We start from the raw sequence: 13077 nt of genomic DNA on the forward strand, positions 1-13077 counted from the left end.
TGGCCGGATAGGCCCGTATTCGCTGGGTAAGCCGCGCGGATGCCCGCCAAGCAGGAGCCGGCAGCTGACAACGCCCCGCCCCCGCACGGGGTGTCCCGGGCCGACCGAGCCTGGGCCAGCCTGCCCGATCGGGTGCGGCACGGGCTGCGCTCCCGCGCCTGGCGGTTCCGCCTCTACGGGCTGCTCGCCGTGCAGGCCGGCGTCGCAGCGACGATCGCCTGGTTCGTGGGGGCCCAGTTCCTGGACAATCCCTCCCCGGTCCTCGCGCCCACCACCGCTGTCGGCATCGTGGCCGCCTCGATGGGCACACGCCTGCGGCGCACCATCGAGCTGCTGGTCGGGGTCGTCCTCGGGCTCGCAGTCGGTGACGCGCTCATGCCGCTGTTCGGCATCGGGGCCTGGCAGACCGGCCTGGTCGTCGTACTGGCGATCATCGTCGCCATCCTGCTCAAGGGCGGTGGCTCCCTGCTCACCCAGGCCGGTGGCACAGCGGTGCTCATCGCCACCCTGGAACCGCCAGTGCGTGACCTGTCCGTTCCTCGCTTCGTCGATGCCGCGGTGGGCGGACTGGTCGGGTTGGCGGTCGGTCTGCTGGTGGTGCCCATCCACCCGCAGCGGACGGTGCAGCGGCTGGCCGAACCGGTTCTCGACCCGGCCATCGCCGCCCTGCACAACCTGGGCGCGGCGCTGCGCCGTCGGGACCTTGACGGCACCGAGCAGAGTCTGACCGGCCTGCGGATCCTCGGGTCGCGGGTGACCGCGCTGGACGAGGGGCTGGGGGCAGCCCAGGAGGTGGTGCGACTGGCGCCGTTACGGTGGCACCAACGCAGGTCCCTGGTCCGCTACACCCAGGCCGTCCGACATCTCGAGCGCAGCCTCTACGGTTGTCGGGCCGTCGCGCGGAGACTCACCAAGGCTCTCCGGGAGGATGAGCCGATACCGGAGGAGTTCGCGGCCGCCATCGAGCTGCTGGCCACCAGCATGCATACGCTGAGACGCACCACCACCCCCGAGCGGGCGGACCCGCAGCAGGCGCGCCAGCAGATCCTGACTGCTCTCAAGCTGGTCGAAGAGGCGCAGGGGCCCCCCGCGCCGGATCCCACCCGTCCGCACGCCCACCGGTTGGGCTACTCGGGAATGATCGCCGCGGGTGAATTCCGCATGGCCGCCCAGGACCTGCTCATCGCCAGTGGGTTGGACACCGACGAGGCGGCAGCGCTGGTGCGGCAGACGCCGGGTCGGGACGAGTGGGACTGAACCCCGATCACCCCTCAGGTCGCCTTCATCCCGGCGAGGACGTCGAGATAGTGCGGGTTCTTCATGACCCCCAGCACGTTGCCGAACGGGTCGACCACCGCCGCGGTGATGAACCCCTCGTCTCCATGCGGAGTGATCGGCTGGTACTCCGTGGCACCCAACGCCAGCAGCCGCTCGACTGTCGCGTCGAGGTCGTCGACGCACCAGTGCATGACCACGCCGCCGGGCCCGGTCGCCGCGCCGGCCGGTGCGTACCTACTGTCGATGATGCCCAGCTCGGCCTGATAGTCCCCGATGCGGAACTCGGTGTAGGCCGGGCGTCCGTCGGGGCCGGGGCGCATGAAGTACGCCTCGATGCCGAGGAAGTCCGCGTACCAGGCGGTGGCTGCCGTCACGTCGTCCGCCCAGATGTTCAGGGTGGCGAATCCTCGCAGGCTCATCAGGTGTCCTCTCGTCGATGTCGTCGGTGTTGACGCTATCGACGATTGCGGAAGGTTAGCTTCCGCAATCGGCCGCGCGTCTCGACGGTGTCGAGCCACGGGCCGCATTTTTCCCCTGCACCCGGGTAGTCGCCGCCATTGCCAGTACGAGTGGCGGGGGACAGCGTGGACAGCTACCCGGCAGTCGAGGACCACGGTCTGATCGGTGATCTACAGACCGCGGCACTGATCAGCACGGACGGTACGGTCGACTGGTTCTGCGCGCCCCGCTTCGACTCGCCGAGCGTCTTCGGCGCGCTGCTGGACCGCCGCAACGGCGGCCACTTCCAGCTCTCGCCCGACGGCGTCGACTACACGAGCAAGCAGCTCTACCTGCCCGGTACGCCGATCCTGATCACCCGCTTCCACAGCGCCGACGGTGTCGGTGAGCTGTTGGACTTCATGCCGGTCACCGGTGCCGAGGCCACCGACCGACACCGGTTGATCCGGCTGGTCCGGATGGTCCGGGGGAGCATGCGGTTCCGCTTCCACTGCCACCCACGGTTCAACTACGGGCGCGATCCGTACGAACTGGAGGTGCACCCCGAGGGCGACGTCTTCCGGAGCCCGACGATGGCCCTCACCCTGGCCGCCTTCAAGAACTCGCTTCGCGAGTTCGACGCGAGGGACATCAAACGGGACACCGATGGCGTGTCCGCGTCGTTCACCCTGCACGCCGGTGACATCGGCGGGGTGGTCCTGGAGACTGCCTGTCCGCACGCGCCTCGGGCACTCAGCACCGACGAGGCGTGCGATCTGCTCGCCGAGACCCGCGACTACTGGCGGCGGTGGGTGGGCGGTTCCCGGTACAAGGGGCGCTGGAGGGAGGTGGTCGAGCGGTCGGCGATGACCCTCAAGCTGATGACGTACGCACCCACCGGCGCCCTGGTCGCCGCGCCCACCGCAGGACTGCCCGAACAGGTCGGCGGGCAGCGGAACTGGGACTACCGCTACACCTGGATCCGGGACGCGTCCTTCTCCGTGCACGCGCTGCTGCGCCTGGGCTTCACCGAAGAGGCCGAGAAGTATCTGCTCTGGCTCGACGCGCGCATCCGTGAGGCACGGGACGGCAACCTTCCCCTGCAGATCATGTACCGCATCGACGGCTCACCGGACCTCCCCGAGGAGGTGCTGGGTCACCTGGAGGGGTACCGCGGCTCCGCGCCGGTGCGGATCGGCAACGGCGCCGCGGGCCAACTCCAGCTCGACATCTACGGCGAGGCGCTCGTCTCGTTGGAACTCGCGGACCGCAACGGGCTGATCGCGCCGTACGAGGGGTGGCGCAAGACGGCCGGGCTGATGGACTGGCTCTGTGCGCACTGGGACCAGCCCGAGGACGGCATCTGGGAGACCCGTTCCGGCCGGCAGGACTTCACCTACGGTCGGGTGTTGTCCTGGGTCGCGCTGGACCGGGCCATCCGCATCGCGCGTCGCCGGGGCCGCCCCGGTGACATCGCCCGCTGGTCCGCCGAACGTGACGCTATCTACGAGCAGGTGATGACCCGAGGGTTCAACCAGGAACGTGGCGCGTTCGTGCAGCACTACGGGTCGGACATCCTGGACGCGTCGTTGTTGGCGATGCCGGGGCTGAACTTCATCTCGCCGACCGACCCGATGTGGGAGTCGACGCTGCGGGCGATGGACACCGGCCTGGTCTCCGACAGCCTGGTCTACCGCTACGACCCGAGGGCCTCGCCGGACGGTCTCGCCGGCACCGAGGGCACCTTCAACATGTGCACCTTCTGGTACGTGCAGGCGCTCGCCCTGGCCGGCCGGATCGACGACGCCCGGTTGACCTTCGAGAAGATGCTCACCTACAGCAACCCGCTCGGCCTCTACTCCGAGGAGATCGCGCCGACCGGTGAGCAGATCGGCAACTTCCCGCAGGCGTTCAGCCACCTCTCGCTGATCAGCACGGCGGCCCACCTCGACGACCTGCTCGACCAGCAGGGTTGACCCGTCGGGTCAGAACAGCGTCAGCGGCTCGACCGGGATCGGCTCGGGCAACGCGTCGAGCCCGGGCACGCGTGCTCGTACCTCGTCGTGGAACCGGCGGGCGAGCGCCGGCGCGTCGGCGTTGTCCGGGGTGTGGATGAACATCGTCGGCGAGCGCCCCTCGCGAAGCCAGGTGACCGTCACGTCGATCCAGCGCTGCCACCCCTCGACAGTGCGCGTCGAGTCGTCGCGACCGAGGTAGCGGACGATCGGCCGGTCGGTCAGCGCGACGGACCTGAGCGGCACGCGGGGCTTCTTGGTCCAGGCGTCCCGCTCCGGGTCGCTGGTCGGCGGGCTCGCGAAGAAGGCGGTCGTGTCGAAGGGGATCCACTCGGCCCGGGTGGCGGCGAGTGTCGCCCCGAGCAGTCGGGTCGCGTGGGCGTCGGTGAAGAACGCGGGATGGCGGACCTCCACCGCGTACCGGTGGGACCGCGGGAGCTGCTCCAGGAAACGGCCCAGGGCCGGGACGTCGGCGGGCGCGAACGAGCCGGGCAGTTGGATCCAGAGGGCGTGGGCGCGCGGGCCGAGCGGTTCGATGGCGTCCAGAAAGACGCGCAGCGGTTCGTCGACGTTGGTGAGGCGGCGTTCGTGCGTGATGACCTTGGGAAGTTTGAGGACGAACCGAAAGTCGGGACCCGTCTGGGCGGCCCACGAGGCCACGGTGTCCCGGGCCGGGGTCGCGTAGAACGTGGTGTTGCCCTCCACGGCGTCGCACCAACTGGCGTAGTGCCGCAGGCGCTCGGTGGGCGGCAGTCGGTGGCCCGGCCACGACCGGTGACTCCACATCGCGCACCCCACGTGCAGACGCATGACCGCCCTTCCCACTGGTGACCGCGCTCGACCGGAGCCCACCGTATACGGGCCGGCGGACCCGGCCGGGCCCACGGTGCGGCAGGTAGGGTCCGACGCCATGCGTGTGCTGTTCGCCAGTCTTGCGTCCGTCGGTCACACCTATCCGCTGATCCCGCTGGCGATCGCCGCCCGAGAGGCCGGGCACGAGGTCCACTTCGCCGCCGGGACGGAGGTGCACCCGCCGCTCGCCGCGCACGGCCTGCGACCGTTCCGGCCCGGCGACGCCTTCTACGAGGTGTACGCCGAGGATCTCGCGCCGGAGCTGGCGCGGCTGCGGCCCGACCTGGTGGTGCACGAGTGGGGGCTGCCGGGGGCGGCCGTGGCGGCTCACCGGGCCGGGATCCCGGGCCTGTGGCACGGGTTCGGCCGGATGTTCCCCGAGGGCATCGGCCTGGAACTGCCCACCAGGAACGCCGAGGTCGTCGGCCGGCCGCACCTGGACATCTGGCCGCCCTCGCTGCAGGACACGAACTTCCTCGCCACCGAACGTCGGATCGAGCTGCGACCTGTCGCCTTCTCCACACCGGCCCCGCTGCCTGAACGGGTGAGCCGTCGCACGTTCCGGCCGTTGATCTATCTGAGCCTCGGCACCGCGTTCGGCACGCCGGAGCTGCTGCGCACCGCCATCGCCGGCCTGGCGGCGCTGGACACCGAGGTGGTGGTCGCGGCCGGCCGGGTGCCTCTGGAACAACTGGGCGAGTTCCCCGACCACGTCAGCGTGCACCAGTGGGTGTCGCAGGCGGAGTTGTTGCCGCTCGTCGACCTGGTGGTGCACCACGGAGGTAGCGGCACCACCCTCGGCGCGCTCGCGGCCGGCGTACCGCAGTTGCTGCTGCCGCAGGGCGCCGACCAGTTTGCCAACGCCGACACGCTCGCCGCCGCCGGTGTCGCGGTGCGGCTCCTTCCCGGCGAGGTGGACCCGAGCGCCATCGCCGAGCAGGCGCACCGCCTGCTGCCGCGGCGGGGCCAGGTCGAGCAGCACGACGCGGCCCGCCTGATCGCCGAGGAGATCGCCGGCATGCCCTCGCCGGCGGCCGTCGCCCGACTCCTGCCGGAGTACGCCGCCTGATCGGACGCAACATCGTCAACTCAGGGTTGACGATACGCATGCGTCAACCTATGGTTGACGCATGACAGATCCTCTCCAGATGAGTAACACCGTCAAGCTCGACGACCTGATCCAGGCGATCAAGACGGCGCACACCGACGCGCTCGACCAACTCACCGACGCGGTCATCGCCGCCGATCACCTCGGCGAGGTCGCCGACCACCTGATCGGCCACTTCGTCGACCAGGCCCGGCGCTCCGGCGCCTCCTGGACCGACATCGGCCGCAGCATGGGGGTCACCAAGCAGGCCGCCCAGAAGCGCTTCGTGCCGAAGGCGACCGAGGCGGCAGCGCTCGACCCCAACGCCGGCTTCGGTCGGTTCACCACGCGTGCCCGCAACGTGGTGATGGCCTCGCAGGAGGAGGCCCGGGCCAGCGGCAACGCCGAGATCGCCCCCGAGCACCTGGTGCTGGGCCTGCTGGCCGAGCCGGAAGGGTTGGCCGCCAGGGTGATGGCTGGTCGTGGCGCCACCCCCGAGGTGGTACGGGAGGCGGTCGGTGCCGTCCTCCCACCACGGGCCGAGCAGGTTCCGGACCTCATTCCGTACGACGCGCGCGGCAAGAAGGCGCTGGAGCTGACCTTCCGGGAGGCGCTGCGCCTCGGGCACAACTACATCGGCACCGAGCACATGCTGCTCGCGCTGCTGGAGCAGGAGGACGGCGCAGGGGTGCTCACCAACCTCGGCCTGGACAAGGCGACGGTCGAGGCCGACCTGGCCGCCGCCCTCGCCGCCGCCGTCGGAAAGAAGTGAGAACCCGGGGTCAGGACGCCTCAGGGAAGCCGTAACGCAGGGCGTGCTCCGGATCGGCCGGGTCGATCTGGCGTACGCCCGCGTCGGCGAGGCGCTTGTTGACCTCGTCGAGTTGCTCGCGCACCAGGCGGGCCTCCTCCTCGGTGACCCGGCCCCGGTGTGGCTTGCCGGCGTGCTCCAGCGTGCCGTAGTCGATCTTCTCGGTGCTCTTGCGGGCCTTGGGTGGGCGAACCCGCTCGGCCGTCTTCAACAGCTGCGCCATCGGCACGTCGGTGGCCATCGCGTCGAACTCGCTGGCGGTCAACACCACCCGGCGGGGCTCGCCGCCACCGTGCCGATCGTGGATCTCCACCACCGCCACGTCCAGCGCGGCGTCGTCGATGTTCTCCACCTCGCCCGGGGTGGCGTCCAACTGCACGGGCCCGGCGACCAGGTCCGGGTGCTCCAGCACGACGATGCGGACCACCTCGTCGTCCTGCTGCAGAACCGTGCCGGTGAAGTCGGAGACGTGGATCGTCTTCTTGCCCATGCGCGGAGCTTCTCCTGTCGTAGGCCGGGATGGCGGACCACAAGAAATTACCCGACAGGTGTGCGAAAGCCACCGCTGGACCTCCTCCGGTGTGTCGCCCCGGGCGAACGTCAGAGACTGCCCTTCGGCGCCACCGACTCGGCGGTGCGTCAGTGGTTGTTCAGACGGTGCCTACTGGAGTTGCCGACGGACAGCTTGTTCAGGCCGGCCCACGACAGGGCTCCGCCGCCGATCGTCCGCGGGTTCCGGTAGCGCGGCTGGGGCGGATTGCCTCCGACGGCCTCCGCCGCCTGCCAGAGTCGCTCGGGGTCCTGCTGGTAGTGGTCGCTCGGCTGAATCGGCATGCGTTCACCGTCCCAAACAAAGGTGTCCAGATATGGAAATACATATGACGGTCGATTCATGTGCCTGGTTCCCGCACCCCTTTCCCGCTCGGCCCTGACGTATCCTGCGCCCGGCCCCGCCGTCCGGCGTACGGTGATCGACAACGGGTCGGGTGACGGGGAGGTGCGCATGCTCGACCGGCGACTTCACCTGCACCTGGCCACCTGGCTCGGCCAGTGGCCGGCCGGGCCTGGGTTGCACGTGGTCGCCTCGCACCGGCGGGCCGAACCGGCCTGGGATGGCCGGCTACGCCCCGCGCTCGCCGTGGACACCGGGCAGAGCGCCGTGCTCTCCGTGGCGCCGGACCGTGTGGCGGCGATCCGCGCGTTGGTTCGCCGTACGCCGGCTCGCTTGCTCGCCGCGCTGCCGGAGGCTGTCGGCCGACCCGATTTCTGCGTACACGACGGCCCCTTCCGGTGGAGCCTGGCACCCGCCCCGCTGCCCGACGTGGGGGAGTGGACCGAGCCGACCGCCACCGGGCTGCCGCCGTGGCTGCGACTCTTCGACCGACCGGTGCTGGTGGTCCGTGACCCGGACGGCGCCTATCTGGCCGGTGCCGGGATCAAACGGCACGACGCGTACGGGCACGAGTTGGCCGTCGGCACCGTGCCGGCCGCCCAGGGGCGCGGCCTGGCCCGTCGACTGGTGGCCCAGGCGGCGAGGCGGGTGCTCGACGAGGGGGCGGTCCCCACCTACCTGCACGAGCGGGACAATCACGCCTCGGCCCGGGTCGCCGAAGCGGCCGGTTTCCCGGACCGGGGCTGGCGCGCGTACGGCGTCTATCCGCGCTGAGACAGGGCGGGGCTGGGCGCGGACCGTGGATCCCGGGCCGGATCCACGGTCCGCAACCTCCCCCCAGGCCCCGGTTCCGGGTGTAGCGGCTGTCGCCGGCGGCGTGCCGCCACGTGTCGATCACGCTACGTATCGAACAGGCTTGGGGCAAGGTTGAAGCTGTTGGTTCGGAGTGTCGAAAAGCGGACTTGACCTGCTGCTTCGCTGGCCGAAGGAGGTCGGCCGGATCAGTGACGGAGCGTGCGAATCAGGTCGAGCACCTGTCGGGTCACCGGCCGCAGGACCCGGAGCCGGGACAGCGTCACGAGCCGGTCGACCAGTGGTACGGCCCCGTCGATGAGCTGGCGGGTCTTGGTCTGGCCCGGTGATCGGTCGTGCACCCAGTAGAGGATCACGCCCATGTACGCGAGCCAGAGCAGCTCGGGCAACTGCGGGCGCAGCTCGGCGTCGACAGTGGCCGTCGATCCGGTCAACACCTCGCCGAAGAGGTCGATGGCCGCCTGTCGGGGGCCGGAGGACTCCGCGGAGAAGGGGCTCAACGGGGAGGTGGGCTCCGCCGCCGTCTTGAAGAAGGTCGCCGCGAACCCGTGTGAGGGCGTCAACACGTCGATCCCCGCGTGCAGCACTCCGGCGAGCCGGGGACCGAACGCCTCCTCCCGATCGAGCACTGGCTGCGCGGCGGCCCGGTGCTCGACCTGGGACTGGGCGTAGAACTCCTGAATCAGATGGTCCTTGGAACCGAAGTAGTAGTAGGCGTTACCGACGGCGACGCCGGCCTCCTGCGCTATCGCCCGCATGGTGGTCTGGGCGTATCCGCGTTCGCGGAACAGCCGCATCGCGGTGTCCCGGATCAGCTGCCGGGTCTGCTCGCCTCGGGCGGTGGCTGGGTCACCCGCAGTGGTCGTCTGCGCAGGCTGCTCGGTCATCGAGGTCACCGTATCCCGCCGGTTCGTCGGTCGGCTCGGCCCACGGGTCGCGGATCCGCTCCCGGATCGCCGAGGCGGCGGCCACCGTCTGCCGGGCGAGGGGCAGCAGGTGCGGTCGGGCCAGCCGCTCGGCAGTGGACCGATGGTCGGTCAGTGCCCAGAGGCAGGCGAACCAGGCGCCGTCGCCCGCGTACACCTCGCCAGCGTCGGCGATCACTGTGAGATCGCGCAGCGTCGCGTCGTGGTCCAGGCCGGGGAAGCGCCGCCGGGCCTCGGCGGACCCGGCCGGCACGAACTCCAGAGGTACGAGTTGGGCGCGGGACGACAACCAGCGGCGGGCGGCGCGGCAGAGCGGGCAGGCCGCGTCGAACAGGACGGTGAACCCCCGGATCCCACCGCCGGAGTGAGCGGTGGGATCCGGGAGCCGACCGACGCCACCGGTCGGGGGCACTGTCATCGGGTTGGTGGGTTGGTCGTCGGGCCGCCGCCCGGCTGCGGGCCACCCGGCTGGGGTCCGGCCGGGTGCGCGCCGGTCGGCTGCGGTCCGCCCGGGTACGCGCCGACCAACTGCGATCCGGGAGGGGCGGATGGCATGGGGAGTCGGCCGATCGGGGCGAGCGGGGGGTGGGTGGCGAGCTGGCGGAGTCGGTTTCGGCGGTAGCGACCGAGCGCGAAGACGTTGAAGAAGTGCAGCGCGCCGAGGACCAGCAGCACCAAGCCGATTTTGAGAGACAGCTCCTCCATGGCCTGGCTGGTCGAATCGACTGGGTCGGGGTGCTTCATCGCCACAGTGACGTAGCCGAGGTTGAGCAGGTAGAAGCCGACCACCAGGAGGCTGTTGACCGCTCGGGCGAGTCGTTCCTCGGCGAACACCTCCTCCAGGAAGACCTGCCCGTTGCGGGACAGCGCTCGCGCCACCCAGATGGTCAGGCCGACGCTGACCGCGAGGTAGATCACGTACATCCAGACCTTGATGTCCATGTGGACGCCCTTCTTGAACGTGTTCAACTACCGACGTCATCAGACTAGGGCTGATATTGAACATGTTCAAGAAGTGGCGACCAGTGACTGTGGACACTCTGGTGCGGCGCTGAGGGCGCGCCATCCGGCCGAGCGTCTCAGCCCGGCCGGATGGCGCCCTGCTCAGCCGGCCAGGCCGAGCACCTCGGCCGCCGCGCGACCGTTGGCGTGGCTCGCGCCGAAGGTGGTGACGAAGGCGCGCACGCCCGCGGGCCGCCACTGTGCCGGCCAGCCCATCTCCACCACTGTCACCGGGTGCTGGGCCGCCAGGTCGGCGATCAGCTCCGGGCCGCCGGGCAGCCGGTGCAGGTGTCGCCCGACCAGCACGATGGGACGGTCGCCCGCCAATCCGCGCAGCGTGGCCGGGTCGGTCTCGGCCGCGATCACCCGGATCTCCGGCACCCCGTGCAGGTGCGGACCCAGACCCCACGGCACCCGACCCTCGGCGATCGTCGACTCGGTGTGCAGTTGCACAACCAGTGGCTGGTCCAGGCCGGTGAGCAGACCGTCCACCCGGACCGCTCGACGCGCTGCCGCGTACCCCAGCTCGGGGTCGCCGGTGGTCGGCGACCCGCTGGCGGCCCGGGTCCAGGCGGCGAGATCGGCGGCGCGGCCGGCCGCCTCCTCGACCCGCGCCCTCGCCAGCCGGCCGTCGGCGAGCGCGTCGACGATCTCGGCGGCCACCCGCTCGACCAGTTCGGCGTCGACCTTCGCGCCGATGCAGAGCAGGTCGGCACCCGCGCTCAGGGCCCGGACCGCAGCCGGCCCGACCCCGCCGGCGGCCACCGCGGCGCCCCTCATCTCCAGCGCGTCGGTGATGACGGTGCCGGTGAAGCCGTACTCGGTGCGCAGCAGGTCGACCAGGACGGCTCGGCTGAAGGTGGCCGGGTCGGCGCCGGTGAGCGCCGGCACCCGGATGTGCGCTGTCATCACGGCGCGCGCCCCGGCGGCGACGATGGCCGCGAACGGCGGTAGGTCCCGCTGGCGGAGCAGGCCCAGCGGAGCGTCCACCGTGGGCAGCTCGTGGTGGGAGTCGGTGACGGTGGCGCCGTGCCCGGGGAAGTGCTTGGCGCAGGCGGCCACGCCGGCGGCCTGCAACCCGGCCACGGCGGCGGCCGAGTGGGCGGCCACCCGCACCGGGTCCGCGCCGAAGGACCGGGTGCCGATCACCGGGTTGTCGTCGGCGGTGTTGACGTCGACGGTGGGGGCGAGGTTGACGGTGATGCCGAGCGCGGCCAGTTCGGCGCCGATCGACTGGTAGACCCGTCGGGTGAGGGCCACGTCGCCGATCGCGCCCAGGGCGGCGTTGCCGGGGTACGGGCTGCCGGTGGCGTGCGCCAGCCGGGTCACGTCGCCACCCTCCTCGTCGATCGCGATCAGCGCGTCCGGCCGACCGGCGCGCAGCGCGGCGGTGCTCGCCGCCACCTGCGCGGGATCATGCACGTTGGTGCCGAACAGGGTGTGCCCGGCCAGCCCGTCGGCCAGCAGGTCGACCGCCCAGTCCGGCGGGACCGGTCCCGGGTACGCGGCCAGCAGCGTGCCCAGCGCGAGCCGGCGCAGTCCTGGATCCAATCCCACGTGCTTCCCCCTTCGGTGCCCCCGCGGGTACGAAACGTCGTACCGGTGGTGGTCTTGGCCCTGCCGACTCGGCGGAGCGTCCCACCGTCGAGTGGCCGTTACGCTACGGCTACCCGTTCGCAGGTCGGTTTACAGTTAGCAAAGTTTACTAAAACTAGAGGACGTCTCATGAGTGCGACCCGGCTGCCCGGCACCCCCCGCCTGTTGCGGGCGCTCAACGACCGTGCCGCGTTGGAGCTGCTCCTCGAACGCGGCCCGCTGACCCGGGCTCGACTCGGCGAGCTGACCGGGCTGTCGAAGGTCACCGCCTCGCAACTGGTCGAGCGGCTGGAGGAGCGCGGCCTCGTCGCGCGGGTCGGCGAGCAGGCCGGCGGGCGAGGACCGAACGCCCAGCTCTACGCCGTCCGCCCGAGCAGCGCGCACGTGGTCGGCGTGGACGTCGGTCCGGACCGGGTGGTAGCCGCCTGCGCCGACATCACCGGTGCTGTCATCGGCCGGGTGGAGCAGTCGACCCGGGACACCGACGACCCGGTGGGCGTGGTGCACAACGCCGTCGTGCAGGCGGCGAGCAGCGCCCAGGCGCAGCTGAGCAGCGTACGACGGATCGTGCTCGGCACGCCGGGCCTGGTCGATCCCGGCACCGGCGACATCACCTTCGCCTTCAACCTGCCGCGCTGGCACAGCGGTCTGCTCGCCGCGTTGCGGGACGACCTGCACACGCCGGTGGTCTTCGAGAACGACGTCAACCTGGCCGCGGTGGCCGAGGCGCAGTCCGGCGCAGCGCAGGGGCTGTCGGACTTCGTGCTGGTCTGGGTGGGCGCCGGCGTCGGCCTGGCGATCATGCTGGGCGGGCGGTTGCACCACGGCAGCACCGGCGCCGCCGGCGAGATCGGCTACCTGCCGGTGCCTGGTGCTCCCATCCCGCGTGACGTGTCCCGCCGCGCCAAGCCAGCCTTCCAGCAGTTGATCGGTGCGGACTCGGTGCGCGCGGTGGCCCGCGAGCACGGCTACCCGGACGCCGACGCCGCCGAGGCGGTCCGCACGGCCGTCGCGGCCGGCGCCGACGGCGGCCCGATGCTCGACGAACTGGCCCGTCGGCTCGCGCTCGGCGTGGCCAGCACCTGCGTGGTGCTGGACCCGCCACTGGTCGTGCTCGCCGGCGAAGTCGGCCAGGCCGGTGGCGCGGCGCTCGCCGACCGGGTGCAGCAGGAGGTCGCGGCGATCACCCTGGTCCAGCCGCGAGTGGTGCCGACCGGGCTGACCGAGGAGCCGATCCTGCACGGCGCGCTGCGCACCGCCCTGGACGCGGTGCGCGACGAGGTGTTCGGCTCCACCGTCGGCTGAGCCCGCTGCGGCGGTCATGTGAAGGAATATTTCACCGCGTGTCTGTGCGGTGCAAGCTCTTG

The 13077-nt window shown here is 71.2% G+C and carries 14 protein-coding genes; 6 read left to right on the top strand and 8 right to left on the bottom strand.

Annotated elements, in window-relative coordinates; all coding sequences use genetic code 11:
• Positions 1-39: 39 nt before the first annotated feature.
• Positions 40-1257, top strand: coding sequence for an FUSC family protein (locus ABZ794_RS19310; RefSeq protein WP_357516731.1), 1218 nt, complete (start codon positions 40-42; stop codon positions 1255-1257).
• 14 nt (positions 1258-1271) lie between these two features.
• Here ABZ794_RS19310 and ABZ794_RS19315 read toward each other — a convergent pair whose 3' ends face one another.
• Entirely contained in the window at positions 1272-1697 is a 426-nt protein-coding gene (locus ABZ794_RS19315; protein ID WP_357516733.1) for a VOC family protein, read from the bottom strand.
• Positions 1698-1862: 165 nt separating this feature from the next.
• Here ABZ794_RS19315 and ABZ794_RS19320 point away from each other — a divergent pair, with 165 nt between their 5' ends.
• The gene (locus ABZ794_RS19320; RefSeq protein WP_210781128.1) at positions 1863-3692 is read left to right on the top strand and encodes a glycoside hydrolase family 15 protein; all 1830 of its coding nucleotides are present in this window, start codon (positions 1863-1865) and stop codon (positions 3690-3692) included.
• A 9-nt stretch (positions 3693-3701) separates the two neighbouring features.
• On the opposite strand, the gene ABZ794_RS19325 is transcribed toward ABZ794_RS19320, so the two are convergent.
• Entirely contained in the window at positions 3702-4517 is an 816-nt protein-coding gene (locus tag ABZ794_RS19325) for a DUF72 domain-containing protein (RefSeq protein WP_357516815.1), read from the bottom strand.
• Positions 4518-4641: 124 nt separating this feature from the next.
• Here ABZ794_RS19325 and ABZ794_RS19330 point away from each other — a divergent pair, with 124 nt between their 5' ends.
• Both ABZ794_RS19330 and ABZ794_RS19335 read left to right on the top strand, forming a co-directional pair.
• Complete coding sequence (locus tag ABZ794_RS19330) at positions 4642-5652, top strand: glycosyltransferase (protein ID WP_210781041.1); 1011 nt, start codon at positions 4642-4644, stop codon at positions 5650-5652.
• A gap of 61 nt (positions 5653-5713) precedes the next feature.
• The gene (locus tag ABZ794_RS19335; RefSeq protein ID WP_357516736.1) at positions 5714-6442 is read left to right on the top strand and encodes a Clp protease N-terminal domain-containing protein; all 729 of its coding nucleotides are present in this window, start codon (positions 5714-5716) and stop codon (positions 6440-6442) included.
• A 10-nt stretch (positions 6443-6452) separates the two neighbouring features.
• Here ABZ794_RS19335 and ABZ794_RS19340 read toward each other — a convergent pair whose 3' ends face one another.
• Both ABZ794_RS19340 and ABZ794_RS19345 read right to left on the bottom strand, forming a co-directional pair.
• Entirely contained in the window at positions 6453-6971 is a 519-nt protein-coding gene (locus ABZ794_RS19340; RefSeq protein WP_210781043.1) for a hypothetical protein, read from the bottom strand.
• Between the two features lie 149 nt (positions 6972-7120).
• Positions 7121-7315 (bottom strand): DNA repair protein, encoded by a 195-nt coding sequence (locus tag ABZ794_RS19345; RefSeq protein WP_210781044.1) that lies wholly within the window; start codon positions 7313-7315, stop codon positions 7121-7123.
• Positions 7316-7484: 169 nt separating this feature from the next.
• Between ABZ794_RS19345 and ABZ794_RS19350 the strand changes: the two genes are divergently transcribed.
• On the top strand, positions 7485-8147 hold the full coding sequence (locus ABZ794_RS19350; RefSeq protein WP_357516739.1) for a GNAT family N-acetyltransferase: 663 nt from the start codon (positions 7485-7487) through the stop codon (positions 8145-8147).
• A gap of 227 nt (positions 8148-8374) precedes the next feature.
• Here the strand turns inward: ABZ794_RS19350 and ABZ794_RS19355 are convergent, their stop codons facing one another.
• The 4 genes from ABZ794_RS19355 to ABZ794_RS19370 form a co-directional block, all read right to left on the bottom strand.
• A complete protein-coding gene (locus ABZ794_RS19355; protein ID WP_210781046.1) occupies positions 8375-9073 on the bottom strand; it encodes a TetR family transcriptional regulator in 699 nt (232 codons plus the stop codon).
• On the bottom strand, positions 9036-9530 hold the full coding sequence (locus tag ABZ794_RS19360) for a DCC1-like thiol-disulfide oxidoreductase family protein (protein WP_357516741.1): 495 nt from the start codon (positions 9528-9530) through the stop codon (positions 9036-9038). The genes ABZ794_RS19355 and ABZ794_RS19360 overlap by 38 nt, the downstream gene beginning before the upstream one ends.
• Positions 9527-10081, bottom strand: coding sequence for a hypothetical protein (locus tag ABZ794_RS19365; RefSeq protein ID WP_238691233.1), 555 nt, complete (start codon positions 10079-10081; stop codon positions 9527-9529). Before ABZ794_RS19365 ends, ABZ794_RS19360 begins: the two co-directional genes overlap by 4 nt.
• A gap of 135 nt (positions 10082-10216) precedes the next feature.
• Positions 10217-11671, bottom strand: a complete 1455-nt coding sequence (locus ABZ794_RS19370) for a glycoside hydrolase family 3 protein (protein ID WP_210781048.1) — start codon at positions 11669-11671, stop codon at positions 10217-10219.
• Positions 11672-11839: 168 nt separating this feature from the next.
• Here ABZ794_RS19370 and ABZ794_RS19375 point away from each other — a divergent pair, with 168 nt between their 5' ends.
• Positions 11840-13015, top strand: a complete 1176-nt coding sequence (locus ABZ794_RS19375; protein ID WP_210781049.1) for an ROK family transcriptional regulator — start codon at positions 11840-11842, stop codon at positions 13013-13015.
• Positions 13016-13077 lie beyond the last annotated feature (62 nt).

Origin of the sequence: Micromonospora sp. NPDC047187 (assembly GCF_040643355.1) — a bacterium.
Lineage (GTDB): Bacteria > Actinomycetota > Actinomycetes > Mycobacteriales > Micromonosporaceae > Micromonospora > Micromonospora salmantinae.